At 62.0% G+C, this 26,309-nt stretch carries 27 protein-coding genes; 12 read left to right on the top strand and 15 right to left on the bottom strand.

The features are described 5' to 3' along the window. Window positions 1-60: 60 nt before the first annotated feature. From AC3A6Y_RS12715 to AC3A6Y_RS12725, 3 genes are all read left to right on the top strand, one after another. A complete protein-coding gene (locus AC3A6Y_RS12715) occupies window positions 61-816 on the top strand; it encodes a hypothetical protein (RefSeq protein ID WP_487868582.1) in 756 nt (251 codons plus the stop codon). A 340-nt stretch (window positions 817-1,156) separates the two neighbouring features. Then, window positions 1,157-1,621, top strand: a complete 465-nt coding sequence (locus tag AC3A6Y_RS12720; RefSeq protein WP_487868583.1) for a type III secretion system chaperone — start codon at window positions 1,157-1,159, stop codon at window positions 1,619-1,621. A 46-nt stretch (window positions 1,622-1,667) separates the two neighbouring features. Then, complete coding sequence (locus AC3A6Y_RS12725) at window positions 1,668-2,753, top strand: hypothetical protein (RefSeq protein WP_487868584.1); 1,086 nt, start codon at window positions 1,668-1,670, stop codon at window positions 2,751-2,753. 321 nt (window positions 2,754-3,074) lie between these two features. Here the strand turns inward: AC3A6Y_RS12725 and AC3A6Y_RS12730 are convergent, their stop codons facing one another. Beyond that, window positions 3,075-3,233: a hypothetical protein gene (locus AC3A6Y_RS12730; protein ID WP_487868585.1), complete on the bottom strand. Its 159-nt coding sequence runs from the start codon at window positions 3,231-3,233 to the stop codon at window positions 3,075-3,077. Window positions 3,234-3,527: 294 nt separating this feature from the next. On the opposite strand from AC3A6Y_RS12730, the gene AC3A6Y_RS12735 reads away from it, so the two are divergent. The 6 genes from AC3A6Y_RS12735 (at window position 3,528) to AC3A6Y_RS12760 (ending at window position 9,630) form a co-directional block, all read left to right on the top strand. Further along, the gene (locus AC3A6Y_RS12735) at window positions 3,528-4,478 is read left to right on the top strand and encodes an ADP-ribosyltransferase (RefSeq protein ID WP_487868586.1); all 951 of its coding nucleotides are present in this window, start codon (window positions 3,528-3,530) and stop codon (window positions 4,476-4,478) included. 189 nt (window positions 4,479-4,667) lie between these two features. After that, entirely contained in the window at window positions 4,668-4,814 is a 147-nt protein-coding gene (locus AC3A6Y_RS12740; protein WP_487868587.1) for a hypothetical protein, read from the top strand. 119 nt (window positions 4,815-4,933) lie between these two features. Further along, window positions 4,934-5,371, top strand: coding sequence for a CesT family type III secretion system chaperone (locus AC3A6Y_RS12745; RefSeq protein WP_487868588.1), 438 nt, complete (start codon window positions 4,934-4,936; stop codon window positions 5,369-5,371). Between the two features lie 44 nt (window positions 5,372-5,415). Further along, window positions 5,416-6,894, top strand: a complete 1,479-nt coding sequence (locus tag AC3A6Y_RS12750; RefSeq protein WP_487868589.1) for a hypothetical protein — start codon at window positions 5,416-5,418, stop codon at window positions 6,892-6,894. Window positions 6,895-7,407: 513 nt separating this feature from the next. Then, window positions 7,408-8,793 carry a hypothetical protein gene (locus tag AC3A6Y_RS12755; RefSeq protein WP_487868590.1) on the top strand — a complete coding sequence of 462 codons (1,386 nt, stop codon included), beginning with the start codon at window positions 7,408-7,410 and terminating at the stop codon, window positions 8,791-8,793. A gap of 144 nt (window positions 8,794-8,937) precedes the next feature. Next, on the top strand, window positions 8,938-9,630 hold the full coding sequence (locus AC3A6Y_RS12760) for a P-loop NTPase family protein (RefSeq protein WP_487868591.1): 693 nt from the start codon (window positions 8,938-8,940) through the stop codon (window positions 9,628-9,630). On the opposite strand, the gene AC3A6Y_RS12765 is transcribed toward AC3A6Y_RS12760, so the two are convergent. The 6 genes from AC3A6Y_RS12765 to AC3A6Y_RS12790 all read right to left on the bottom strand — a co-directional run bounded on the left by AC3A6Y_RS12765 (window position 9,600) and on the right by AC3A6Y_RS12790 (window position 15,105). Next, on the bottom strand, window positions 9,600-10,136 hold the full coding sequence (locus tag AC3A6Y_RS12765) for a disulfide bond formation protein B (RefSeq protein WP_487868592.1): 537 nt from the start codon (window positions 10,134-10,136) through the stop codon (window positions 9,600-9,602). The two genes, AC3A6Y_RS12760 and AC3A6Y_RS12765, sit on opposite strands and share 31 nt — an antisense overlap. 1 nt (window position 10,137) lies before the next feature. Then, on the bottom strand, window positions 10,138-11,223 hold the full coding sequence (locus AC3A6Y_RS12770; RefSeq protein ID WP_487868593.1) for a sulfate/molybdate ABC transporter ATP-binding protein: 1,086 nt from the start codon (window positions 11,221-11,223) through the stop codon (window positions 10,138-10,140). Window positions 11,224-11,247: 24 nt separating this feature from the next. Then, window positions 11,248-12,147: a sulfate ABC transporter permease subunit CysW gene (cysW, locus tag AC3A6Y_RS12775; protein ID WP_487868594.1), complete on the bottom strand. Its 900-nt coding sequence runs from the start codon at window positions 12,145-12,147 to the stop codon at window positions 11,248-11,250. Next, window positions 12,144-13,034 carry a sulfate ABC transporter permease subunit CysT gene (gene cysT, locus AC3A6Y_RS12780; protein ID WP_309962276.1) on the bottom strand — a complete coding sequence of 297 codons (891 nt, stop codon included), beginning with the start codon at window positions 13,032-13,034 and terminating at the stop codon, window positions 12,144-12,146. The genes cysW and cysT overlap by 4 nt, the downstream gene beginning before the upstream one ends. Further along, window positions 13,035-14,039 (bottom strand): sulfate ABC transporter substrate-binding protein, encoded by a 1,005-nt coding sequence (locus AC3A6Y_RS12785; protein WP_487868595.1) that lies wholly within the window; start codon window positions 14,037-14,039, stop codon window positions 13,035-13,037. It lies immediately after the preceding gene. A 148-nt stretch (window positions 14,040-14,187) separates the two neighbouring features. Continuing rightward, window positions 14,188-15,105 carry a LysR family transcriptional regulator gene (locus AC3A6Y_RS12790; RefSeq protein WP_487868596.1) on the bottom strand — a complete coding sequence of 306 codons (918 nt, stop codon included), beginning with the start codon at window positions 15,103-15,105 and terminating at the stop codon, window positions 14,188-14,190. A 134-nt stretch (window positions 15,106-15,239) separates the two neighbouring features. Here AC3A6Y_RS12790 and AC3A6Y_RS12795 point away from each other — a divergent pair, with 134 nt between their 5' ends. Continuing rightward, on the top strand, window positions 15,240-15,887 hold the full coding sequence (locus AC3A6Y_RS12795) for an FMN-dependent NADH-azoreductase (RefSeq protein WP_487868597.1): 648 nt from the start codon (window positions 15,240-15,242) through the stop codon (window positions 15,885-15,887). A gap of 98 nt (window positions 15,888-15,985) precedes the next feature. Here AC3A6Y_RS12795 and AC3A6Y_RS12800 read toward each other — a convergent pair whose 3' ends face one another. The 3 genes from AC3A6Y_RS12800 to AC3A6Y_RS12810 form a co-directional block, all read right to left on the bottom strand. After that, window positions 15,986-16,543, bottom strand: a complete 558-nt coding sequence (locus AC3A6Y_RS12800; protein ID WP_487868598.1) for an NADPH-dependent FMN reductase — start codon at window positions 16,541-16,543, stop codon at window positions 15,986-15,988. A 65-nt stretch (window positions 16,544-16,608) separates the two neighbouring features. Further along, window positions 16,609-17,514, bottom strand: a complete 906-nt coding sequence (gene epsC, locus AC3A6Y_RS12805; RefSeq protein WP_487868599.1) for a serine O-acetyltransferase EpsC — start codon at window positions 17,512-17,514, stop codon at window positions 16,609-16,611. Window positions 17,515-17,653: 139 nt separating this feature from the next. Continuing rightward, window positions 17,654-18,049, bottom strand: coding sequence for a calcium-binding protein (locus tag AC3A6Y_RS12810; protein WP_487868600.1), 396 nt, complete (start codon window positions 18,047-18,049; stop codon window positions 17,654-17,656). Between AC3A6Y_RS12810 and AC3A6Y_RS12815 the strand changes: the two genes are divergently transcribed. Beyond that, complete coding sequence (locus AC3A6Y_RS12815; protein WP_487868601.1) at window positions 18,024-20,051, top strand: calcium-binding protein; 2,028 nt, start codon at window positions 18,024-18,026, stop codon at window positions 20,049-20,051. The two genes, AC3A6Y_RS12810 and AC3A6Y_RS12815, sit on opposite strands and share 26 nt — an antisense overlap. A 279-nt stretch (window positions 20,052-20,330) precedes the next feature. Continuing rightward, window positions 20,331-20,642 carry a hypothetical protein gene (locus AC3A6Y_RS12820; protein ID WP_487868602.1) on the top strand — a complete coding sequence of 104 codons (312 nt, stop codon included), beginning with the start codon at window positions 20,331-20,333 and terminating at the stop codon, window positions 20,640-20,642. 54 nt (window positions 20,643-20,696) lie between these two features. Here the strand turns inward: AC3A6Y_RS12820 and AC3A6Y_RS12825 are convergent, their stop codons facing one another. The 5 genes from AC3A6Y_RS12825 to AC3A6Y_RS12845 all read right to left on the bottom strand — a co-directional run bounded on the left by AC3A6Y_RS12825 (window position 20,697) and on the right by AC3A6Y_RS12845 (window position 26,171). Beyond that, window positions 20,697-21,671: a hypothetical protein gene (locus AC3A6Y_RS12825; protein ID WP_487868603.1), complete on the bottom strand. Its 975-nt coding sequence runs from the start codon at window positions 21,669-21,671 to the stop codon at window positions 20,697-20,699. After that, window positions 21,668-22,135 carry a hypothetical protein gene (locus AC3A6Y_RS12830; RefSeq protein WP_487868604.1) on the bottom strand — a complete coding sequence of 156 codons (468 nt, stop codon included), beginning with the start codon at window positions 22,133-22,135 and terminating at the stop codon, window positions 21,668-21,670. The genes AC3A6Y_RS12825 and AC3A6Y_RS12830 overlap by 4 nt, the downstream gene beginning before the upstream one ends. A 204-nt stretch (window positions 22,136-22,339) precedes the next feature. Beyond that, entirely contained in the window at window positions 22,340-22,621 is a 282-nt protein-coding gene (locus tag AC3A6Y_RS12835) for a response regulator transcription factor (protein ID WP_487868605.1), read from the bottom strand. Continuing rightward, window positions 22,618-24,039 (bottom strand): HlyD family type I secretion periplasmic adaptor subunit, encoded by a 1,422-nt coding sequence (locus AC3A6Y_RS12840; RefSeq protein WP_487868606.1) that lies wholly within the window; start codon window positions 24,037-24,039, stop codon window positions 22,618-22,620. The genes AC3A6Y_RS12835 and AC3A6Y_RS12840 overlap by 4 nt, the downstream gene beginning before the upstream one ends. Beyond that, window positions 24,036-26,171, bottom strand: coding sequence for a type I secretion system permease/ATPase (locus tag AC3A6Y_RS12845; protein WP_487868607.1), 2,136 nt, complete (start codon window positions 26,169-26,171; stop codon window positions 24,036-24,038). The genes AC3A6Y_RS12840 and AC3A6Y_RS12845 overlap by 4 nt, the downstream gene beginning before the upstream one ends. Window positions 26,172-26,309 lie beyond the last annotated feature (138 nt).

The following is a 26,309-nucleotide window of genomic DNA, read 5'->3' on the forward strand; positions in this document are numbered from 1 at the left end:
CGCCGGCCTCACCCTCCGGGACCGGCTGCAGCCCGAGGCGGCGATGATAACGTGCGGGCCATGCGCGAAACCCTCCGTTCTTCCCCTCTCGCACGCCGCCGTGCCCTGCTCCTGGGCGGCCTGGCCGCAAGCTTCCTCGGCCTGTCGGGCTGCGCCAGCACCGAGCGCGCCGAGCCTTATGGCAATAACGAGTGGCTGCAGTCCGGCGCCAACCGCATCGCCAACCTGGCGCTGCGCGACAACCTGCAATCGATACGGCGCGTGCAGCTCTCGCTGTACCGGCGCAATCCACGCGAGTGGCGCAAGTGGGCCTCGAGCGCGGAGGACGCGACCCAGCGCACCTGGGACGCCATCTCGCAGGACACCCCGCTGGCTCAGTTGCGGGGCGCCACCGGCATCGACGCCATTCGCCTCGCCTTCGAGACCCAGCCCAGGCCCTACGAGGGGGACCGCGTCGCGGCGCTGGTGGTCGGCTGGGCTTCCATGCTCAAGCAGGCCAACGGCGGCACCTGGGAGCAGACCCTGCTCGACGGCGTGAACGCGGAGAACAGCTACCGCGCTGCGCGCAACGTCGAGATCTCGCTGTGGCTCATCGGGTCGAAGACCGGGCCGGATGGCCAGCCGCTGCTGCTGGCCACCGAGATCAGCGAGCGCGGGCGCAACCTGGTGGTGGACCGCGAGCTCTCGAAGGTGGTGGCGCGGCTGGACCTGCTGGCTGCGCAGGCTGACGAGAAGTACCGGCGAGCGGCGCTGGACTTCAGCCAGAACTGGCTGCTGGGGAACTTCGGGCCGTTCTTTGCGATGGTGAACAGGTAGGTTGGACCTGGGCTCTTTGTAGCCAGTACTTTTGTTTGCTGATTTTCCGTGGTACTGAAAGCAAAGCGCGCGCCAAGGGCTGCCGAAGATGGGAGAAATATTGCCCATCTGCGCCTGATTTCCGAGTGAAGGCGCTTCCTTTTCCATTCTTCTGAACTGGTCAGAAAAGATCAACCGCCGGGGCTCCCTGGCTATGGAACCTTCGTTTGCAGCGGGTTACTGATCCGATGAGCAAACCGGGTCGACAAGGTTTCCGAGCTTCACAGGGGGTTTAACGTCGTGGCGAAGGGGCACGTCCTGAAGGGGCGGCTGGCGGCCACGTGCAAGCAGGCATGGGTCCATGACCATCGATTCAGACCAGGTAGCCCAGCTCCTCGTGGAGTTGGGCGAACGCACACCGCGCATCGAAAGCATCGTCCAGGAGGCCGGAGAGGCTCGCTGGGCCATCGAGTTGGACGACGGTCTCGTCGTTCTTGCGGAACTCGATGCAGAACGCAGCAGGCTCAGTCTCGAAACAGACCTGGGCCAACCGCCCGCGGAGCACCGGCTGGCGACTTGCGAGGCTTTGATGATGCTCACGTCCCTCGAGTACGCCTCGCGCAATTGGGCGATGGCGCTCAGCGAGCCGGGTGGCGAATTCCAGCTCTGTGGCCACATCGCGGTGCCGGACGCCAGCACGGCTGATCTGCAATCAGAGCTTTTCGCGTTCACCGATCAAGCGCAGCAATGGCGAGAAATCGTCGCTCGCGGCGCTCAGTCGAAAGTGGCAGCGAACGAGATTTACAGCCCTGCCTTCCTCGCATGATCGCGATGATCTCTTATACGTCCAGTTTTTTCACCAATTTCCCATCATGCGCCCAACCAACATTCAATCGCGCTCCATCCATATTACGCACAACACGACGATTGAAGATTTTCGTAAATTTGCAAACCATCTGGACGACAACGTCAAATTGCGCGCCAAAATTCAAAAAGATGGGACCTATATTCTCAAGGTCAGCAACAAAAGTTCAGGCACGGGCGTCAAGGATCGGCTTTTCGACACCGTAAAGCTGCGCAGAAACAATACCCGCATTGCAATCTGGAAATTCGCCAGTCAAGTCGGGGCAAGCGATCTGGCCTCGACGATGAGGGACCAGATGAACTCTGATCAGGAGCTGACCGGAGCCTACATTAAGCGCCTGCTGGCGGCAGAACTTCCGTCGGAGATGCAACCGCCCAAACGAACGTTGGACGAAGAGCTGAAATTTCTCCATATGCGCAACGGGGCGATCACGAAAGACAACGATGTAGGATTCACGCAATCCGAGCCTGCCGTCTTCAATTATTTTTCCGACATAAAGAAATACATGAATGTCGACCCTGCAAAAAGAGAGCAAGCAGGCAACGAGCATCTAGAGGAACTTGCAAATATTTGGGACAAGGCAATGTCCACTCAGAGGATGTTCACCGGAAAGGCATCAAATGAGGCAAACCAAATTCATGCCCTAACCAAGTCATTTTTGGACAAGGAAATGGATTCTCCCTTATCATTCCCCACCGGGCTTGAAATCTTTGCTACAGCCTCGATCCCGGAGCGCGTCATAGACATGACACTGAACTCGCTCTTGATTGCCGCAAAAAAAGGCGACCGCGAAAAAACCAAAAAATGCGCCGAAGAATTCAAGCTTGACCTTTGGTTGAGCAACCTAAAAACCGCGGCATCACTATTCACCAATGAGGCCTATCTGCGCAAGATCCCCGAAGACAGACGCATTCAAATTGGAATTGCCGGGCACAACATGGCGAAGCTGGCAGCAAAGTTCCAAGATCCGGCCGGTCAATATCAAGCACTGCGCCGTCTGGTAGAGGAAGCCAGGAAGTCGCCTGACGATTTCATTCTACTGGTGCAACGAACCCTCGTAGACAAAGGTCTTAATCCCAATGGATCCGACTGATACCGAGGTCGGAAAGCTATTTGGTCGCCCGAACATAGCTCTAAATTCTTTCTATCGGGAATTTTAAAGATGGATCACACAAAATTTCAGGATATTTGCGTGACGGCCGCTCGGGCCCTGCACGCCGACACATCGAAGCAGAATGGCCGCTGCTCGCTGACGATCGATGGTGGTGCTGGCCAAGCATACCCAACAAAATCCCGAGGGATTCGCTAAATTAGTAAAAGAATAAATCGGATCGCTGCAGTGATCAGCCGCGCGCGGTGGCAGCCGATGCGGCAGCCAGCGCGGTTTTCGGCTCTGCGCTGCTGGCTTGAAATCTCATCTGTCTAGCGACTCAATTCTTCGTGCACGCGCCCCTGCCAGGACGCGCGCGATCTTTGCGTCAACCTGCTCGATGCCATCGCGCTGAACGGCGACGAGCGTCAAACCATTGAACGGAGCTTTCTCATGGCGAATCCAATTGGCAAAGTAGTTCATCTTGGAGCGTACCGGAACCCTCTCCCCTCCGAGCCCAAATCGACAACTACAAACGAACGGAAAGATGCAAATTCGCTCTCGGATGTCGTTCCCGCTCCAAGGAACGTCCAATCGCCCATCTCGCCACGCAAACGACCCCAGTTGTCGAGTCAGCGAAACCCCGGAGTGCCCCGTTCAAGCAATAAAATAAAAAGGGAAAAGAGTCTTCAGCACCAACATGTTCGAATCAACATTCATAAGGAAAACATTCACGAAGAGCCCAGCTCGGAATCGGACCTTTCAGGTAGCACTGAATTGGACACGCCGAGCCCTGAACAATCACTTTCCTTAAGTAAGCATACGGAGGAGCACAAAGCGGTGCAGCAACATGGCTTTGGAAAAAAACTCCTTGATTTGATTCCACGCATCAAGAAGGAGAAAAAGCCGCCCTCCTACGCCGAGCAGCTGTTCAAGAAGGCGCTCAAGGAAATCAAGAATAACGATCCGCGATTCGATCGCAACGATGACATGGCCGCTCGAGTTCGCAAGGCGAACGAGCCTGTCGAGAGCAAGGATATTAATGCGGCCAATGCCAATGCTCTCGAGGCTTTCGGCATGAGCTTTCAAGAGGCGTTCTATAACCTTCGTATATCCGACCTCTATAATGATGCTCTGACCGGGGACAATGGTGATCTTTGCCTCATGACGCCGACAGCCTTGGAAGGCTACCTCAAGCTGGTGCTCAACGATCCCAACGCGCGAAAAGCGGCCGCTGAGAGCAAATTGACGCCCACTGAGGCAGTCGCTATCAGGTTCTACGGGCTTGAAGGCTTTCAGAACGTCCAGCCAGCACTCAGGGGGAAGCCGGATCCAGCTCAGGGCACCCCAAACCTTCCAGCGGAAGTCTTCACAAATTTGGTGAAAGAGTGCCAAAGCGGTTTTGCCAAATTGCCGCCACTGCCATCCGGCCAAATGCTCTTCCGAGGCACCAATTTCTTCGATCACGGCCTGCCTGGTGATGTTTACGAAGATCCGGCATTCGTTTCCACGAGCCTCGAAGAGGAAATCGCGAAGGGCAAGTTCGAGGGAAGCTACTTGCTCAAGTTCGACGCGTCAAGCGAGGCAGCTTGCCGCAACATCTCCGCCTTGACGGGCAACCCGAAGGAGGCTGAAGTCCTCTTTTTGCCCAACACGCAGTTCCGAATCGAGTCGCTCGTGCCGGGAGCCGAGGGCGAGCCGACAGTGGTCAGGCTCCGGCCTCTGTGAGCACCCTCACCTCGGCAACCGGCCCAACTACATCGCCTGCACCGCCATTCGGAGCGCGGCACTGCCTGCGCGGCGGGAGCGACGCCTCGCCGTTTTCTCGATGATGAACAGGTAATAAGACACGGCTTGTTTGCAGATAGTACTTTCGTTTTTTGATTCTCCATTCTGCTGCACGCAATGCGCGCGCCAATGTCTGCCGAAGATGGAGAAATATTGCTCATCAGCGCCCAGTTTTCGAGTGAAACCTGTTCCTTCCCCTTTCTTCTCGACGGGTCAGAAAAGTTCAACCGCCTGGCCTTGTTGACGCTGGAACCTTCGTTTGCAGCGGGTTACTGATCCCATGAGCAAACCGGGTCACAAAGGTTTCCGAGGTCACAGGGGGTTCCAAGTTATGGCGAAGAAGCTTGCCGTCGCGCTGCGGCTGTCTTCGTCAACCTTTATCAGGAGTCTTATTGATGGATTACACAGAATTCCAGGACATTTGCGTGACCGCCGCTCGGGCCCTGCACGCCGACGCAACGGAGCAGGACGGCCGCTGTTCACTAACGATCGATGGCATCGATGTGCTTGTCGATTTGAACGAGGAGGTTGACGCTCTGCATTGCTATATCGACTTGGGCACCCCAAGCTTGCATGATCGAGTGGAGGTCTGCGAGCAATTGTTGGCACTCAACCTGCACACCCATTCAAACCACCATGGTACTTATGCATTCGAACCGGGGTCGGCACGCGCGATCTTCTGCGCCGACCTTTCAGATGCCAGCACATTGGACGGCGATGAGTTTGCCGAGCTGCTGCGCTACTACGTCGACCAAACCGAAGAAGCGCGCGAAGTGGTGGGCGGCACCGTTACAAAGAGTCTCGGTGTCGTATTCGCCGGCGAGTTGGCCTAACTAGGTCGTTCCAATTTTCATTCAATCAATCAAGGAAATCATTCATGGCCAGATTCATAGGTAACCTACAAAGCAAGGTGCGCTCTGTCACTAAGTCGGAGCGAAAGCATGTCGGAAAAAAAGAAGATTTTTTAGCCGAGGAAAAAGATGAGTCGCCGCGCGAGAGAAAAGTCCTTCTTGATGTAGTTCCTAAACAAAAAAACAGGACATTCCAACCAATGGGGACTCATCGCATTGTTGACCCTGCGGACCAAGCATCGTCTTCTATTCCCGAAGAACTGGCGCTGACGGCAAATGAAAATGAATCAAAAAGCACCAGCACTGACGAAAGCTCAGGCAGCCTCTTGGACCTGCGCCGTCCGGAAACAACCCAGCCGCCACTGACATCTGTCATTTCCCCGAGGAGCAATTTCACGCCCGCTCAACCGTCGACGGAACTACAGCGAGCTCGAAGAATCAACTATGAACAATTCGCCAAGGGACAATTTCCCGGTGCGAAAAAGGAGGTTAATAAGTCGACAAGAAAAGCCGACAGGCGGGAAAGATTCCAAAAGGTCGACGCCAAAATTCTCGGCAAAAAAACCGACGTTGCGACCTCCATTCGTAAAATCTTGCCAACAGGTATGAAGATGGATGCCAATGGCAATGTATCTGGCCAGCATACATTCACCCACCACCCCTTGGATGGCTACGAATACTCGGGCATGCCTATCGACGAAGCTATACAAACTTTAGTTGGCAAGGCGCTTTCGCCCGAAACAACCGAATTCGTTGCAGGCGTAAAGGTCTGTTTCGATTTCACCAAGGATGCTTATAGAGTTATTTATAACATTCCCACAAACGACGGCCCAGCGGATCCAGCGCCCAGCGACGAACAAATCGCCCAACGTGCAGCCCAGCATGTAGCCGCATATAATGCCAAAATCACAGCAGAAGCGCTTGCGGCAGGGAAGAAGCCACCTAAAGAATTTATGGTGGGTGAAGGCCAGCTAATCGCAGCCAGAGACGAAATTCGCACAGAGAACGTTGCTGTTGCACTTCGAGATTTTGTTCGAGATAATGGCGCCGAACCTGTGAAGAATGAAAACGCTGCATTTGTGCTTTCGTCCGTGATGCTGCAGCAGATCGTGACTAAACTGCAGAGTGTGGTTTATGACCCAACTTTGCCCTTTACGGCCTTGGCATTGAGAACTGCGAGAAACATGGATGGACAAGCGCGGCCGCTAACCATTAAGGACTCTTCCGGTCAAACCCACCCTGTAGTCCCGACAGGCATCGGTGGTGTATTATACAATCTTTCCAAGGACGGTGATAATTTCAAAATTGCCTTTGACTATCCAACATACGCAGAGGCAAAGTATAAGAAGGGGCATGAATTTCCGTTGCATCAAGACGGCGTCATTGGCATTCACTTTAAAGCCGAAATTATTGTCGACGGAAACGAAGCCCGAGAAGGCAGGCTGAAGCTGACGATGCCGGAAGGCGTTCAAGTCGAATACTCTGGTCGCTTTAAGCTGGACTGAGCAAACCGGCCGATCACGTAGTCGGCATGATCCGGGGGCGAGCGCCCGTGGCCAGCAGCGTAGCAGTCCCATTCCGCTGCTGCTCACCCTAGAACCCCTCGGCATTCTTACCCCATCCCGAGACAGCGAAGCAAGGAGGTCGATGCTCATTGACACGAATGGCATCGATTCGCTCGTCGATCTGGACGAAGAGGCTGACGCCCTGCCCTGGCCGCTTGGGCAATCCCGATCCGCACGCCCGTATGAAAGTCTGCGAGCAACTATTTGCGAGCAATCTGGCATACCCGTTCAAAGCACCACGGCACGTATGCCTCGAGCCCGCCTCAGTAGGGTATTTTGGCAAAACCTTGCCAAGGCAACGTGACGTGGGAGGCGACGAATGAGACCTCGGAAGCACGGGAAATATCAGGCGGCATGGCGCCAAAGAGCTTTGGCATCTTGTATTTCTCCGAGCACGCTTAGCCAGCAGTCTGTGCTCGTCTATTTTGCATCCATCAAGAGAGTTGTTTTACCATGAGATTCCCAGGCACCAGCCCTAAGAAGATTTCTCCGCGCGCTCGAATAAAATCCGATCAATCCACTCCAGCGCCGCAACGACCGCAACAAAAAAGATTGCAAGCCATCATTGATAAGTCGCAGGAACAAAAGCGAGAAAGCCCCCCTAACAATGAGGAACGAGCCAAGCAAGCATCCAAGGAGCTTCTGATGGCTCTTGATTTCAATGAAGAGCTATTGCCGCCCACCCCCACTGTGATCTCATCTTTTCATCAGGTTGAATTACGCAATGTAGAAGTGACCGGCAAATCCTCGAAAGGAGATCATGGAACGGTCGGGATCGGCAGTCGCAGACATCAAACCAAGGGCGTCAAGGCTACGGTGACGAACTCGGCAAGGAAAATGGCGAACATTGTCAGTCCGAGAAGGCGAAAATCCTCTTCGAGCGACGAGACGCAATCACACAGTCCTCCCGCTTCTTCTCGGGACACCGCAAGAAGGGTCGCGTACCGTGTCGAGAGAAAACTGGATCGCATTCTGAAATATCTTCCTACTGGTGCCATTTTGGATAAGCACGGGAATTTATCAGGCAAATCTCTGTTCACGACATTTGCCTTAAATCATTTGCGTTTTCCGGCTTGCACCATTGAAGACGTTATCCACCAAGAGTTGGGATCTTTTCTAAATCTTGGGGGAGATGAAGAGCTGCGTCCGAAGGCGCTAGGCGGAGTACTCTTAGTCAATCTTGCCGATGCGGATTTTCATCGATTAAATTACCAATTTCAGGATGCCGATGGAACCATTAAACCAAAAGTACCTTTGCCAGATGTCAATCAAGTCAACGAATACTTGGAATACCACAACTTCTCGGAAAACATTAGAGAAACAGCCGAAAAAAAGCTGCGCTCGCGACAGATTGGTCAGGCTCTTCTAGACTTCGTCAGCGATGCTAACGCAGCACCAGAAGCAACAGACAACACTGCGCTCGTGCTTTCATCTCTTCTAACCCAGCGTGTTGGCGAGCTATTAACAGCCGTGGTTTACGGGGACAAGTCGCCCTTAAAGATGGCTTCCGAAGGTTCTACGAAATGGAGTAAACGCGAGGTCACGATCAAGGATGGCCTGGGCCAAACGATTCCGGTACACGCAAAGCAGTACGGCGCGCTCGTCTATACGCTGTCACGTGAGGGCAACGATTTCAAGGTGGCCATAGATTTTCCAACATATGCTGAAGCCAGAGATGGCTACAAGCGGGAAATTCCGTTGCACGAGAACGGCGTGATTGGCGTTCACATCAGCACCGAGATTTTCGTCAGTGGGGATGCAGCTCGAGATGGTGAATTGTCGATAAGGCTTCCGAGTGGAGTTCAGGTCGAGTATTCCGGTCGCTTCACGATTCAGTGAAACTTCATACGCGGCCATGTCCGGCATTCGTCCTCATGGTTAGCGTGTTTCGCTTCCACAGGTTCTGACTCCCAGGCCTGGTTGCGGGTTCATGACACCTAGAATGCCTCAGGCTTCGTCATTCCACTCTTTCCCAGCAACCTCATGAGCTCCCTCAACTTCATCGGCGGCGAAAAAGGCGGTGTCGGCAAGTCCGTCACCGCCCGGGTCCTGGCGCAGTACTTCATCGATCACAGCAAGCCCTTCGTGGGCTTCGACACCGATCGCTCGCACAGCTCCTTCACCCGCTTCTACGAAGGCTTCGCCTCGCCGGTGGTGGTCGACAGCTACGAGGGCCTGGACACGGTGGTCAACGGCTTCGAGACGCGTCCGCAGCAGAGCGTGATCGTCGACCTCGCAGCGCAGACGCTGGCGCCGCTGGCGCGCTGGATCAAGGATTCGGATCTCTTCGACGTCTTCGCCGAGCTCGGCGTGACGGTCAATTTCTGGCACGTGCTGGACGACGGCAAGGACTCGAGCGACTTGCTCGGCACGCTGGTCGACACCTTCGGCAACAAGCCCAACTACATCGTGGTGCAGAACTACGGCCGCGGCAACGACTTCGCGCTGCTGCTCGGCTCGCAGTCGCTCAGCAAGGCCACCGCGCACGGGGCCCGCGTGATCGCCCTGCCCCGCCTGCACGACGCCAGCATGCGCAAGATCGATGCGCGCAACACCAGCTTCTGGAAAGCCGTCAACGACCGTGAAGGCCCCAACGCACTCGGGCTGCTGGAGCGCCAGCGCGTGAAGAGCTGGCTCGCGGGATCTTACGCAGCCTTCGACACGCTGCCGCTCTGAGCGCGGCCGCCGCCGCTGCGCCGGAACAAAAGCCCCAGCAACAGCACGCCGAACACCACGAACGAAATAAAGGACCAGTTCGCAATCGACAGCCCCAGAAAGGTCCAGTCGATCTGCGTGCAGTCCCCGCCGCCGCGGAAGATCATCGGCAGCGCCCGCTTCAGCGGAAAGGTTTCGATCATCCCGTAGAGGTCGCGCCCGCAGGACACGACCTCGGGCGGATACCACTGCAGCCAGCTCTGCCGCGCGGCCGTATAGGCGCCGCCCACCGCCATCACCAACGCCAGCGTCGCGCCCGTAAGCTGCAGGCCGCGGCTTTTGCTCAGCGCCGCCAGGCCGGTGAAAACCGCCACCAGCAGCAGCGCATAGCGCTGCACGATGCACATGGGGCACGGCTCCAAGCCCACCACATGCTGCAGATAGAGCCCGAAGGCCAGCATCGCCAAACAGGCGGCGCAGATCAGCGCGAGCGCGCGGCGCGGCGCGCCGAAATACCAGTCAAACAAATCAATGCCCCTCTACGAAGACGCGGGCCCGGCGCGGCGTGGCAACCACCGTCTCGCCTTCGCGCAAGCCCAGATCCCGGAACTGTTGCGCAGGGAGTTGCGCCTCGATGATGGTTCCGGACCCCGGATTGTCTGGATTCGATTCGACCGGTTCGAGTTCCAGCCGCGCGATCGGCCCGACCACGATCGCCCGGCTCAAAGTCGCGACGATGCCGCTTGCGCCGGGCACATAGCGCTCGACGTCCAGGTCGTGCGGCCGCACATAGGCCAGGGCCTTGCCGTTGCGCAAGTCGCGGTGTTCGGGCGAATCGATGCGAACGCCCTCCAGGTGCACCTCGCCCTCGTGCGCGCGGCCGTGAAACAGGTTGACGTCGCCGAGAAAGCCGTAGACGAAAGGGCTGGCCGGGTGGTCCCACACGTCCTGCGGCGAGCCGACCTGCTCGATGCGGCCGCTGTTCATCAGCACCACGCGGTCGGCGACTTCGAGCGCCTCCTCCTGGTCGTGGGTGACGAAGATGCTGGTGACGTGCAGCTCGTCGTGCAGCCGGCGCAGCCAGCGGCGCAGCTCCTTGCGGACCTTGGCATCGAGGGCGCCGAAGGGCTCGTCGAGCAGCAGCACCTTGGGCTCGACGGCAAGCGCGCGGGCCAGGGCGATGCGCTGGCGCTGGCCGCCCGAGAGCTGGGCCGGGTAGCGGTCGGCCAGCCAGTCCAGCTGCACCAGCCCGAGCAGCTCGTGCACCTTGGCCTTGATCTGCGCCTCGCTCGGGCGCAGGCTGCGCGGCTTGACGCGCAGGCCGAAGGCCACGTTCTCGAACACCGTCATGTGGCGAAATAGCGCGTAGTGCTGGAACACGAAGCCGACCTGGCGCTCGCGCACATGCACGTCGGTGGTGTCTTCGCCGGCGAAAAGGATGCTGCCGGCATCGGCCGTCTCCAGGCCCGCGATGATGCGCAGCAAGGTGGTCTTGCCGCAGCCCGAGGGGCCCAGCAAGGCGACCAATTCGCCCGAGTCGACGTCGAGGCTGACATCGCGCAGCGCGTGGAAGTCGCCGAACTGCTTGCTGACGTTGCGAATTTCAATGCTCATGTCTTGTTCTCCTTCACGCCTTCTCTAGGCTTGCGCTGCCGAGAGCGGACGCTCGGGCGGCAGCTCGGCCAGGGCCTTCATCTCGCGCTCGTGGCGCCATTCGATGACGGACTTGATGACCAGCGTGACCAGCGCCAGGATGGCCAGCAGCGAGGCGACCGCGAAGGCAGCCACGGACTGGTATTCGTTGTAGAGCACTTCCACGTGCAGCGGCATGGTGTTGGTCTGGCCGCGGATATGGCCCGAGACCACGGAGACCGCGCCGAACTCGCCCATGGCGCGCGCGTTGCAGAGGATCACACCGTACAGCAACCCCCACTTGATGTTGGGCAGGGTCACGCGGCGGAAGGTCTGCCAGCCGGTGGCGCCGAGCACGATCGCGGCCTGCTCTTCCTCGGTGCCCTGGGCCTGCATCAGCGGGATCAGCTCGCGCGCGATGAAGGGGAAGGTCACGAAGACGGTGGCCAGCACGATGCCGGGCACCGCGAAGATGATCTTGATGTCGTGCGCCTGCAGCCAGGGCCCGAACCAGCCCTGAGCGCCGAAGACCAGCACGTAGATCAGGCCCGCGACCACCGGCGACACGGCGAATGGAAGATCGACCAGCGTGGTCAGCAACGCCTTGCCGCGGAACTCGAACTTGGCGATGGCCCAGGCGGCGGCGACGCCGAAGAGCAGGTTCAACGGCACCGCGATGGCGGCGGTGATGAGCGTGAGGCGGATCGCGCTCCAGGCATCGGGCTCCTGCAGCGCTTCGAGGTAGGCGCCCAGGCCCTTGCGCAGGGCCTCCGCCGCGACGGCGGCGAGCGGCAGCACGAGGAACAGGAACATGAAGGCCAGCGCCACGCCGATCAGGGTGTAGCGCACCCAGGCCGCCTCGGTGGTGCCGGCCTTGGCGCGGCGAACGGTGCGGGAGTTGCTCATGCCGACGCTCCACGACGCCGCTGCCAGGCCTGCAGCGCGTTGATGACCAAGAGCAGCGCGAAGGAGATCACCAGCATCACCAGCGCGACCGCGGTGGCGCCCGCAAAGTCATACTGCTCCAGCTTGCCGATGATGATCAGCGGCGTGATCTCCGAAATCATCGGCATGTTGCCGGCAATGAAGATCACCGAGCCGTACTCGCCGATCGCGCGGGCGAAGGCCATCGCGAAGCCGGTGAGCAGCGCCGGCGTGATGGAGGGCAGGATCACTTTGGTGAAGGTCTGCAGGCGGGTCGCGCCGAGGCTGGTGGCGGCCTCTTCCAGTTCCTTCTCGGTGTCTTCGAGCACCGGCTGCACGGTGCGCACCACGAAGGGCAGGCCGATGAAGATCAGCGCGATCACGATGCCCGCCGGCGTGAAGGCCAGCTTGATGCCCATGGGCTCCAGGTATTGGCCGATCCAGCCGTTGCCCGCGAGCAGCGCCGTGAGCGAGATGCCGGCCACGGCGGTCGGCAGCGCGAACGGCAGGTCGACCAGCGCGTCGACGATGCGCTTGCCCGGGAACTTGTAGCGCACCAGCACCCAGGCCACGAGCAGCCCGAAGACGAGGTTGACCAGCGCCGCGATCAGGGAGGCGCCGAAGGTCAGGCGGTACGAAGCCATCACGCGCGGCGCGGTCACCGCGGTCCAGAACTGCTCCCAGCTGAGCGCCGAGGTCTTGAAGACCAGCGCCGACAACGGGATCAGCACGATCAGGCAGAGATAGAAAAGCGAAAAGCCCAGCGTGAGATGAAAGCCGGGCAGCACGCGGCGCGAGACGCCTGGGCGTCCCGGACGTGCAGACGGCGCTGCCGGTGCCGGCAGCGCCGAAGAAAGAGCACCGCTCATTTACTTTGCGCCGGGCGTGTAGAGCTTGTCGAACTGCCCGCCGTCATTGAAGTGAACCTTCTGCGCTTCGCCAAGGCTGCCGAACAGTTCCTGCACGGTGAAGAGCTGCAAGGGCTTGAAGACGGCCGCGTGCTTCTTGAGCACGGCTTCCGAGCGCGGACGCAGCGCGTGCTTGGCCGCGATCTCTTGCGCCTCTTCGGAGTACAGGTAGTCGAGGTAGGCCTTGGCGAGCTCGCCGGTGCCCTTCTTGGCCACCGTCCGCTCGACCACTGCCACCGGGTTCTCGGCCAGGATGCTGATCGAGGGATAGATCGCATCGACCTTGCCGGAGCCGAACTCGCGGTCGATGGAGACCACTTCGGATTCGAAGGTGATCAGCACGTCGCCGATATTGCGCTGCAGGAAGGCGGTGGTGGCATCGCGGCCGCCGCGCGCCAGCACCGGCACGTTCTTGAACAGCTTGCCCACGAACTCGGCAGCCTGCGCGTCGGTGCCGCCCTTCTTCTTCACGTAGCCCCAGGCCGCGAGGTAGGCATAGCGGCCGTTGCCGCCGGTCTTCGGGTTGACGATCACGACCTGCACGCCGGGCTTGACGAGGTCGTCCCAGTCCTTGATGCCCTTGGGGTTGCCGTTGCGCGTGAGGAACAGCATGGTCGAGGTGGTGGGCGCCGCGTTCTGCGGGAAGCGCTTGGCCCAGTCCTTCGCGACCACGCCGGCGTTGGCGAGGAAGTCGATGTCGGTCGTGGTGTTCATGGTCACCACGTCGGCCTCCAGGCCGTCGGCCACCGCGCGCGCCTGGGCGCTGGAGCCGGCATGCGACTGGTCGATCTTGACGTCCTTGCCCGCGGTCTTCTTGTAGTGGGCCACGAAGGCGGCGTTGTAGTCCTTGTAGAACTCGCGCGCCACGTCGTAGGACACGTTGAGCAGGGTCTGGGCCGAGGCGGTGCCTGCGGCGGCAGCCAGCGCCAGGGCGGCGATGATCGTCTTCGTCGTCTTGAAAGTCATAGGGTTGCCAGTGGTTCTAAGGGGGGCGTGAGCCCGTCGGGCCATGAGCCCCCGAATCGGAGGATTCTCCGAAGCATTGCTTCAAAGCCAAACGAATATCTACTTGTTTGAATATGGCATATGGCGAATAAGGCCATTTTCAGCGTCTTCAGACCGAGAGCGTGAAGCCGCCGGCGCCGACGTGTTCGGCCAGGAAATCGATCAGCTTGCGGATCGCCGGCACCAGCGCCCGTCGCGAGGGAAAGACCGCATGCAGGATGCCCGGCGGCGGTCCCCAGCCCGGCAGCACCTCGACCAGGCGCCCCACCTCCAGATCGTCCTTGCACATGTAGTCCGGCAGCATGCTGGCGCCGACGCCCTCCACCACCGCGAATTTCAAGGTCAGCAGATCGTCCGCCAGATAGCGCGGCTGGTGCTGGAAGGTGTGCTTGGCGCCGCCCGGGCCTTCCAGGCACCAGCTGACGCGCCCGTTCGCGGCCGATTGCGACACCGTGTCCAGGCGCCCGAGCTCGTCCACCGTCTGGATCGGGCCGCCCTGGCGCCGGAGCTGGTCCGGGCTCGCCACCAGCACGCCGCGGGCGATGGCGAGCTGCTTGGCCACCAGCGTCGTGCTGTCTTCGATGACCGGCCGCACGCGCAGCGCCAGGTCGATGCCCTCCTCTATCGGATCGACGGGGCGGTTGAGGATGCGCATCTCGATCTGCACCGCGGGGTAGCGCAGCATGAACTGCGACACCAGCACGCCGACGCCGCTCTGCGCCAGCGTGATCGGGCAGCTGATGCGCACGACGCCGCGCGGCTCGGTCTGCACCTGGGCAATGGCCTCGGCGGCGGCCTGGGCCGCGTCGCGCATCGCGACGCTGTGGCGCAGGTAGAGCTCGCCGGCCGGCGTCAGCGACAGCTGCCGGGTGCTGCGCTGCAACAGCTGCACACCCAGCCGCCCTTCCAGTTCGGCCACGCGGCGCGACAGCCGCGACTTGGGGATGCCCAGCGCCCGGCCGGCTGCCGCAAAGCCGCCGCGCTCGGCCACCTCGGCGAAGAAAACCATGTCGTTGAGGTCCTGCATGGCCGGCATTGTTCCATCAACAGGACGAACTGTGTGAAATTTGCCGACTTATCACGGACTCACCTCAAAAATAGACTATCACCCATGCCGACCGATCCCCGCGCCGGCGCCACATCGAAAGAGAGCGATTGATCATGAAGCTGCTGCACATCGATTCCAGCGTCCTGGGTGACAACTCCGTTTCCCGTCAGCTGACGGCCGAAGCGGTCACCGCCTGGCGCAACAACCACCCCGGCACGGAGGTCGAGTACCTGGACCTGGCCGTTTCCGCCCCCTCCCACCTCGACGGCCATTCGCTAGGCTTCCGCGCACCGGCCGGCACCGAGTTCACCGAGCGCCAGCGCGCCGAGAACGCGGTTTCGGAAAAGCTGGTGACCCAGTTCCTGGCTGCCGACGTGATCGTCATCGGCGCTCCGTTCTACAACTTCTCGGTGCCCAGCCAGTTGAAGGCCTGGATCGACCGCATCGCACAGGTCGGCCGCACCTTCAAGTACACCGACAAGGGCCCCGTAGGCCTTGCCGGCGGCAAGACCGTGATCGTGGCCATCACCCGCGGCGGCATCTACTCGACGACCGAAGGCGGCCAGGCGATGGAGCACCAGGAGAGCTACCTGAAGGTGGTGCTGGGCTTCCTGGGCGTGACCGACGTGCGCTTCGTGCGCGCCGAAGGTCTGGCCATGGGCGATGCACCGAAGGCGGCCGCGCTCGGCGCAGCACGCGCCGACATCGGCGCGGTGGCGGGCGAAGCCGCCAACCAGGACGTCGCGTCCCTGGCCGCTTGATTGCAGAAAGTCGTACCGCGTGAGGCGCAGGCCTCACGCGCTTCCAAGGGCCGCCGTGCGGCCCGCCGGCGCTTCAGGCGCGCGGCGCCGCGAGTGCCTCAAGCGGTGGCGTGGCGCTTGATCCAGTCCACGTACTTGTCGACCCACCCCTGCAGGAACTTCTTGGTGCTCCCCTCGGCGATGTGTCCCTTGTCGTCGAACAGGCCTTCCTTGTTCTGGATGAAGGCTTCGGGCTGGCCGAGCGTGGGCACGTCCAGATAAGCCAGCACGGTGCGCAGCTGCTGCTGCGCGACGGCCGTTCCGATGGCGCCGACCGAGATGCCGATCACGCCGGCCGGCTTGCCGGCCCAGGCGCTCTGCCCGTAGGGGCGCGATGCGTGGTCGATTGCATTCTTCAGCACGCCGGGCAACGCACGGTTGTATTCCGGCGTCACGAAGATCAGCCCTTGCGCTGCGGCGATCTCGGATTTGAGCCGCTTCACCGCGGGTGCCTGGTTGCCGTCGTCGTCCTGGTTGTAGAGCGGCAAGTCATCGATGCGCAGCTGCTCCAGCGTGAAGTCCGAAGGCATCAGATGCGCGAGCGCGAGCGCAAGCTTGCGGTTGAAGGAATCCTTGCGCAGGCTGCCTACGATGACGGCAATGCGGGTCTGGCTCATGAAAGCTCCTTTGTGTTGGGGTGCGGCAAATTATGCGAAGCGCGTTTGACCTTTTCCAGAAAAGCTCAATCGCAGCCCGCCTTCTGGAGGCTGGCCTGCGTGATGTTCGCGCCGGCCGGCACATCGTCGGTGATCCAGGTGTTGCCGCCGATCACTGCGCCCTTGCCCAGCGTCACGCGGCCGAGGATGGTGGCGCCGGCATAGATCACCACGTCGTCCTCCACGATCGGATGCCGCGGCAGGCCCTTTTGCAGATTGCCTTCGGGGTCGACGGGAAAGCGCTTGGCGCCCAGGGTCACATGCTGGTAGAGGCGCACGCGCTTGCCGATCACCGTGGTCTCGCCGATCACGACGCCGGTGCCATGGTCGATGAAAAAGCCGGCATCGATGCGCGCGCCGGGATGGATGTCGATGCCGGTCTGCGCATGCGCGAGCTCGGCCACGATGCGCGCCAGCAGCGGCAGGCCCAACCCGTAGAGCTGGTGCGCGAGGCGGTGATGGATCATCGCGAGGATGCCGGGGTAGCACAGCAGCACTTCGTCGACGCTGTTCGCGGCCGGGTCGCCCTGGTAGGCGGCGAGCACGTCGCCGTCGAGCAGGCGGCGAATCGAGGGCAGCGCCGCGGCGAAGGCGCGCACCGCCTGCTCTGCCTCGGCATCGATGGCGGCCGGGTCGCGCGGCTGGTGGCGTGCGTTGTAGCGCAGTTCCAGCCGGCACTGCGCCAGCAGCGACTGCAGCGCCGAATCGAGCGTGTGGCCGACGTAGAAGTCCTCGCTCTCCTGGCGCAGCTCGGGTGGGCCCAGCCGCATGGGGAACAGCGCGCCCTTCAGCGATTCGACGATGGCGGCCAGCGCATCGCGCGAAGGGAACTCGCGGCTGCCCGGCTCTCGCGAGCGCTTCTGGGCATCGCGCCACTCCTCGCGCGCCCCGCGCAGCGCAGCAACGATCTCGTTGACTTCGAATCCGGCCATGGCATCTCTCCTTTTGGCACCCATTGTTACGGCAATGGGCGGCGGCCGCGGCCGGTGCGGGTTTAGAGGCCACTGCCCGGCCGCTCAGATCGGTGGGCGCATCAGCCAACGCGGCTTTCGATCGGTCGATCGCCGCGCTTCAACGCCAGTCGGCAGCCAGGAGCGGTGCCAGGCTGTTCTGGTAGGCCTGCGGCAAGGTGGTCTGCCCCGCAGCCGGCGGCGCGAAGCTCGCCATCGCCTGCACCAGGTTCTGCACCTGGGTGTCGATCAGCACATGGCCTTCGCTGGTTCTGAACTCCTCGACTTGGTAGCCGCTGCCCGCGTACCAGCTGTTCAGGGTGAGCTTGTCTTCGGTGCCGATGATGCTCACTTCGAGGTTGTTGCCTACTTGCCTGAACCACAGCTGGTCTGCCGTGATTCCGCTGGCGAACTGCACCGTGTCCTTGTTGCCTGCGGTGGCGTCGGCTTCGATGATCGTGTCGCTGCCCTGGCCGCGCGCCATGCGGTAGGTGAGCGGCGAGATCGAGATCGCCATCGGCGGCGATGGCAGCGACGTGCTGACGGGCAACGCGCTGAACAACGTGCTGCTCGGCGGGCGCGGTGCGGATGTGCTTGTGGGCGGCGAGGGCAACGACACGCTGGACGGCGGCCGGGGCAGCGATGTGCTCACGGGCGGTGCGGGCAGCGACCTGTTCATGATCGGCAAGGAAGCCGGTGCCCAGGACACGATCGTCGACCTGGGGGCCGGTGCGAGCGGGTCCGTCGTGGAAACCCTGGCACTGGTCGGATTCGGCAACCTGAGCTTCGCCACCCTGGCCCGCACGCAGGTGGGGGCCGATACCCGGCTGGACCTGGGGGGCGGCCAAGCCGTGTTGCTGCGCAACCAGCGGGCGAGCGAGCTGTCTGCCGGGCAATTCCGGTTCTTCGAATCGCAGGCGGCCTTGCAGGCGTGGCAGCAGGCCGGGCAAGCGGGCCAAGGCGGCGGGGCCACGGAGGGCGACGACGTGCTGCAAGGCACTGCGGGCGATGAGCTGCTGGCCGGGCTCGGCGGCAACGACAGCTTGTCAGGCGACGCCGGGAACGACCGGCTGCTGGGCGGCGCCGGGCAGGACACGCTCGATGGCGGCGCGGGCAACGATGTGCTGGTGCTGGACGGCGATCAAGGCGCGGTGTCTTATTTCACGGGCATGGCCGGGGTGGGCACGCGCACTGGGGGAGCCGGTGCCGATCGCTTCCTCGTGGCACCGGACGGCGGCGGATCGCTCGGGGTCGGCATGGTCGGGTCCGACTTGACCGCCAGCAACCTGATCGCCGACTTCGAAGTGGGCCAGGACAAGATCGACCTGAGCCGGTTCGCCTGGATCACGAGCTTCAGTCAGCTGACGGCGAACAAGGCCGTGAACATCAACGGCAAGTTCATCACACGTGTTTCAGCGCAGTCCGCGGGACAGCCAAGCGTTTCGATCGGGCTCATCGGCATCGAACCGGCAGCGTTGACGGCCGGCAGTTTCATCTTCGCGGGCAGTGCCGGTGCGACGCCGATGCCTGTGCCGGGCGCGAGCACGAGTACGGTCGCTGGGGCGGCGCCGTTGGCGCTGCCCGGGGTGCTGGTTGCTGCTGCGGCGCAGCCTGCGGTCATCAGCGGAACGGCCGGCACGGATGCGCTCACCGGCGACGCAGGCGCCAATGTCCTCGACGGCCTGGCTGGCGCCGACAGCATGACGGGCCGCACCGGCGACGACACGTACGTGGTCGACAACGTCGGCGACAAGGTGAACGAGTTGCCCGGCGGTGGCTATGACTCGGTGCAGTCCACCGTGAGCTATGCCCTGAGTGCAGATGTCGAGGCCTTGACGCTCGGCGGCACCGCCAGCGTCAACGCCACCGGCAATGCCCAGCGCAATCGCCTGGTCGGCAACGCCGGCGCCAACCGGCTCGATGGCGGCGCCGAAGCAGACGACATGGTGGGTGGCAGGGGCAACGACCTCTATGTTGTCGACAACCAGCTCGACACCGTGCTCGAGAACGCCGACGAAGGCACCGACACGATCGCATCCTCCGTCTCCTGGACCTTGGGCCAGAACATCGAGCACCTGTGGCTGACGGGCCGGGACGACATCAACGCCATCGTCGGTGATTGCGTTGCCCCTGGCGTTCTGGTCCGCGCGAATGCTGGAGAGCGTGCCGCCGGAGCCGAGAACGGCGGTGTAGGTGTTGCTGTAGGCGAATGGCAGTGCGCCGCTGGCGAGAGCGGGCTGACTCAAGACCGCCCCAGTGCTCGATCCCTGCCATGCGCGGGCATCGTTGGCGTCGAGGATGCCGTTGCCGCTGACTTGGATGCGGAACAGGCGCTCGGCGTCGAGTTGCCGTGCCACGGAGGACGGGACTTCGGCCCAATGCACGCCTCCGGCATAGCTGGTATCGCCCAGCGGTTGCACCCATTTGTTCGAGGCGCCATCGTAGAAGTAACCCTTGACGTAGTTGGGGTCGGCGATTGTGTCGGCGCCTACTCGACCGTATTCAAGAGCAATGGTTGAGAGGCGTACGCCCCAGGCGAAGTCGCTGCCGATCCCAGCCAGTGCGCTCTTCGCGTGGTCGACGTATCCACCACTCGTCATGTCGTCCCATGTGGCCTGCGCCGCGGCCAAGTTGCCGGCTTGCAAGTCGGGGCGCAGCGGTTCCCATGCGGTCCAGTAGTCGATGCCTAGGGCGGACTTGGAGTTGCCGCTGGCGTCAGTGGTCTTTTGGGACGCGCTCAAATGCGTTTCGTAAACGTCGTCTACAGGAATACTTAACGCCTTGACAGGATCCGGCGGTTGGCCATTCTTGCCTTGGAGATACTCGCGCCTGACTTCCAAATCTGCCGCAATCAATTCCAGGCCCAAGCGATTCCAATCAGTGGGCGTCATCGCGATTCCCTTCTCCGCCGCCACTGCCGCCGCGTACCGATTGGCGACCGCGCCATCGAAAGTGTTGTTCTGAACCACTTGGGCTGCCAGCACCGCATAGGCGTTATGGCGCCCTGTTTCACGCAGGGATACTGCATCCAGATAGTTCCAGTAGGCCAACCGTTCGTGACGATCGACGTAGCGTTGAAGAATGGCGATATCGGCTTGATTCAGTCCTGACATGTGAGGATTCCCTTGGCTAGTTGATGATTGGATTTCTTGATGGCGCGATACTCAGCGCGGCCGCCGACCAGCCTGTGCCGTCGGTGCTGCTTGAAGCGCAGCGTCCAGGAGGACCCGCGTTCGATCCTCGATCTGCTTCCAATGTGGCAGCAAGCTGAGGTGGTAGGTCAATCGAATCGTGGCGTTGAGTTGCACGTGATAAAAGTAGTGGTTGCAGTGCGGGTCCGTGTTCATGTACCAACCAGTCTTCTTCTTGTATGCGTCGGACCGGTAGTAGGCTTCCCGCTCTTCCGATGACATCGCCAACTCCTTATCAGCGCTGTTGGTTTTCAGGTACAGCCATGAGGCGCAAAGCATGTAGCTCGCGGCGCTTCGAGCATCGAGCGGAACGTACAGATCCTCCTGCCTCTCCATCCCGCATTGCTGCATCTCTCCCTCGAACTCGCACGGCTTCGCAAAGCGGGCGCGGCTGTAGTCGACGCCCCAGTGCTGCAAGCCGTGCTTGTCGGGATATCGCTTGGCTGCAGTTAGCCGTTCGATGTGCTCCTTGACTGACTTTTCGACCGTCGACTTCCACCAATGCGTTGGTTCGACGGACTTGACTGACATGACGTTGAAACGAACCAATGCAGGTCGACGGCCATTTCGAATGAACTCGCGGATGTTCTCGATCGATCGGGGCTGCATCTCAGGCCCGAGGGCGTTCAAGAAGATCTTCTGGTCTCGAAGTTCGCCACTGGACGCCGCCTGGATCGGATGGACATACCCCATCGGAATGTGAAGCGCCTTCCCCCCCAACGTCGTCTCATAGATCGCATCAGGAGGAGCAAGAAACAATCTCTGCACCTCCTTCCGATGGCACTCGGCCGGAGTGATCGTGCAGAGATAGTCCTTGAGACTGAACTGTTCCGCGCTGCCTGGGCCCATAGCCTCCTCGGTCTTGCCGCAACCGCAGATGATCAGCGCAACGGCAGCAAGCGCGATCTGCCCAAGAATCCATTCCCAATGTCTGGAACGCCCCCTCACGTGCGCGAGCTCCAGATCTCGTCGTTGGCCGAATGCCCAGGGCTGAAGATCTCCAACGTGAAGCTCATCGCGCCGCCGGACAACGTGTCGGGCGTGAAAAGGAACTCGCCGCTCTGTGTCACGCTGGCAGTACCGCTCATTGCTACTTCCGAGTCGGGCACCAACCGCTGCCCACCTTCGAGTTCATTGCGTCTGAACTTCAGCTCTGACTTGATCCAGTTCAACTCCTGCACTTCTTCATCGTCCGGCGGCATTTCGATCTGCAGTTCCGCTGCCACGATCGCCACGTACCGTCTGACGGCGGCGGTGCTCCAAACAATCTGTGCCGCCAACACGGCGTACGCGTCATGGCAACCTGTCTGGCGCAGGCTTACCGCATCCAGATAGTTCCAATAGGCCAATCGTTCGCCGCGATCGACATAGCGTTGAAGGATCGCGATATCGACTTGGTTCAGTCGTGACATGGGTGAGGATTCCCTTTCGTTGGTTATTCTTGTCGGCAGCTCGGGGGCTTGTTCTTGACTTGATCGACACAGAAACACAGGCCGAGATGTCTCATCGAGAGACCTGTACGCGCCATTCAGCAATGACGACCGCGAACCATATCGGCACTCCCGCCCGAACTCAATGGGACGAATGTCCCGATCTGCATGCCTCGCGACAATTGATCAGATTTGGACCCTGCGCATGAAGATCGCCACGGCCTCGGCGCGGTTGCGCGCGCCCAGCTTCGCGTACAAGCGAGTCAGTTGATTGCGCACCGTCTTCTCGCTGCGATTCACCAGTGCCCCAAGCTGCGCGTTCGTGTGGCCGGCCGTCATCGCGTGCATCAACGCCATCTCGTGAGTGCTGAGCAAGACCGGCGACGGGTTGTTCGGCGCAGGCCCTGCGGATTCCTTGCAAGCCAACTGAAGTCCAGCCATCCCGCTTTTCTCTGCTCGCAACTTCATCTCTCCCGCAAGCTTTCACTGGCCGCCCGTTGGATGGGGCTCAACAGGTACTCGATGATTCGCCGCCGGCCCGTCTTGATCTCCGCCGTCAAGTTCATCCCCGGGCTCAGCTTGACCGCCGTGCCGTCCACATCGACGTGGCTGCGCGCCAGCACCAGCGTCACCGGAAAGATCGCACCGCGCTTCTCGTCGTTCACCGCATCGGCCGTGACCGTGCGAACGACGGCGCCCACCGTGCCGTAGCGCGTGTAGGGAAAGGTCTCCAGCTTGATCTCGGCGCTCTGCCCCGCGCGGACGAAGCCGATGTCCTTGTTCTCCAGCGTGACCTCGGCCGTGACCTGCGCGCCCGTAGGCACGATGACCATGAGCGGCTGCGCCTCGGTGACCACGCCGCCTTCGGTATGCACGGCCAGTTGCTGCACCGTGCCGGCCACCGGCGCCTTGAGCGTGGCCAGGCGCTCGCGCTGGGCGGCCTTGGCCTGTTCCTGGATGCCCTGCTGGCGCTTGAGCTCGGCCGCGGCCTCGCGCTCGCTCAGGCCGCGGCGGGTCTCGGCCAGGAAGGCGGTGCGGGCGTTCTCGCTTTCCTTCAGGGTGGCCGCGGCCTCGGCGAGCCGCGCACGCTGGGTCGCGAGGTCGCGCTCCAGTTCGATGCGCTCGCGCGTGCGGTCCTGGTTGGCGTGCGCGGACATGAAGCCTTGCTCGGCCAGCTGCCTGAAGTCGGCCTCGCGCTGGCGTGCAATGGGCAGCGTGGTTTCCAGCTTGGCGATCATCTGGCGCACGGTGGCGATCTCGGCCCCGCGCCGCTGGATCTCGGCGGCGGCTCTGGCGAGCTTGGCGGTGATGTCGCTCCACTCGTCGTTCAGTTGAGCTCGCGCGGCCCGCGCGTCGGACTCGGACCAGCCGGCAGGCAAGACGCCACCGAGATCGGGCAGCAGCGCCGGCCGCTGAATCGCCTGCGACAAAGCGCGCGTGCGCAGCAGCTCCGACTGGGCCGACTTCAACTGTTCGTCGATGCTGGTCTTGTCGGCGCTGGCGCTGGTGGGGTCGAGCTCCACGAGCACCTGCCCGGCCTCGACAGGATCGCCATCCTTCACCAGCACGCGGCGGACCACGCTGCGCTCCAGGGGCTGGACGAGCTTGGTGCGCTCGCTCACCACGATGCGGCCCGAGGCCACGGCCACGATGTCGATCTGGCCGACGACGGACCACAGCAGTGCAATGAGGAACAGGGCGATCAGCGCGAAGGCCAAGCGGCGCGGGGCGGGATGCACGGGGGTCTCCTGCAGGCTCAGGGCAGCGGGCAGGAAGGCGAGCTCGTCGCTCAGGCGCTTGGGGCCGGCGAGCTCGTGCCGGGCTTGCCAGGCTTCATTGAAAACGGTGCGGTAGCGGGCGAGCAGGTCTTGCAAGGGGTGGTTCACGCTTCGGCTCCGTCGGTCGGCCGGCCACCCGCCTGCAGGGCCCACAGCCGCGCGTAGATGCCGCGCTCATCGGCCAGCAGCGCTTCGTGCCGGCCCTCCTCGGCGATGCGGCCCTTGTCCATCACGATGATGCGATGCGCATGCCGGACGGCGCTCAGGCGGTGCGCGATGACGAAGACGGTGCGGCCCGCGCAGATCTGCGCCATGTTGCGCTGGACGATGGCCTCGCTCTCGTAGTCGAGCGCGCTGGTCGCCTCGTCGAAGATCAGGATGCGCGGTTGGGTGAACAGCGCCCTGGCGATCGCGATGCGCTGGCGCTGGCCGCCGCTGAGGCTGGCGCCTTGCTCGCCCACCATCGTGTCGTAGCCCTCCGGCAACTCGCTGATGAACTCGTGCGCGCCGGCCAGCTGCGCGGCATGCATCACCATGTCGATGGGCGCAGCCGGGTCCGCGATCGCGATATTCGCCCGCACACTGCAGTTGAAGAGAACGTTCTCCTGCAGCACCACGCCGATCCTGCTTCGCAGCTGCGCCGCGTCGATCTGCCGGGTGTCGGTCCCATCCACCAGGAGGCGGCCTTGCTCCGGGATGTAGAGGCGCTGGACCAGCCTGGTCAGCGTGCTCTTGCCCGAGCCCGAGCGCCCGACGATGCCGATCACTTCGCCGGGATGGACGTCGAGGTTCAGGCCATCCAGCACGAGCGGTGCTTCCGGACGGTAGCGAAAGCTCAGGTTTTCCAGCGTCACTCGCCCCTCGAGGCTTGGGAGCTGTGCCATCGCGTGGGCCGGCACTTCGGTGCGTGTGTCGAGGATGTCGCCCAGCCGCGCGAGTGAGATGCCGGTCTGCTGGAAGTCGGTCCACAGCTGGGCCATGCGCATGATCGGTTGCGCCACGCGCTGCGCGAACATGTTGAAGGCGATGAACTGGCCGACACTGAGCTGGTTGTCCATCACCAGGCGCGCGCCCCACCAGAGCGTGGCCGCGCTGACCAGCTTGCCGATGAGGTTGATGCCCTCATGGGCCCAGCTCGCAAGGCTCTGGGTGCGGAAGCTGGCCGAGGCGTAGGCGGCAAGCTGCTCGTCCCAGCGGCGGCCGAAGACGGGTTCGAGCGCGGCGGCCTTGACGGTCTGGATGGCGCCGACGGTCTCCACCAGCAGCGCCTGGTTCTCGGCGCCGCGCGCGAACTTCTGGTCCAGGCGCCGGCGCAGCACAGGCACGACGGCGAGGCTCAGGCCGAAGTACAGCGGCAGGCTCGCGAGCACGACGAGGGTCAAAGAGACGCTGTAGAACAGCATGACGCCGATGAACATCGCCGAGAACAGCACGTCCAGCACGACGGTGAGCGCATTGCCGGTGAGAAAGCTGCGGATGTTCTCGAGCTCGCGCACGCGTGCCACCGAGTCGCCGATCCTGCGGGCCTGGAAATAGCCCAGGGGCAGCTGCACCAGATGGCGAAACAGCCGGGTGCCGAGCTCGACGTCGATGCGGGTGGTGGTGTGGCCGAAGATGTAGCCGCGCAGCCCATGGAGCAGGCTCTCGAACACCACCACCACGAGCAGGCCGACGACGAGGACATCGAGCGTGGTGAGGCCGCGATGCACCAGCACCTTGTCCATGACGACCTGAAAGAACAGCGGGCTCACCAGCGCGAACAGCTGGAGCATGAAAGAGATGGCCAGCACCTCGCCCAACAGGCGGCGGTGCTTGACGAGGCTGGGCACGAACCACGAGAAGTCGAACTTGGCCACCTCGCCCGCAAGGCTGGCGCGACTGGTGACGAGGACGATCTCGCCGGTCCATTGCTGGGCAAAGACCTCCACGGGCTCGATCACGGACCCGGTAGAGCCCCGGGAAGGGTCCTGCAACATCACGCGCTGCGCATCGCACCGGCCGAGGATCACGCAGCGCGTGCTGCCTTCGTCGCCATGCATCAGCGCGAGCACCGGCAGCGGTGTCATGCCGAGGCGTTCGAGCGTGGTGCGCGAGAGCTTGGCCTTGAGCCCCAGCAGCCTGGCCGCGCGCAGCACGACGGTGGTGTCGACCCGCTCGCAGGGACCGATACCCAGTTGATGCGCCAAGGTTGAAGGATCTGCCGCGACCTGATGCAGGCGTGCCAGCGTGCAAAGCGCCACGAGTGCCGGATGGGGCTTTGGTGAGGACGCTGTGGTCGTGGCCGGCGTGGCTGCACCCTCGCCCGATGCAAGGGGTCGTACCCGTTCATTCAACTGCTTCTCCCTGATCTTTTTAGGACGGCGGAAGATAGCTGAACA

The organism is Variovorax sp. Soil_C_17, from assembly GCF_057657265.1.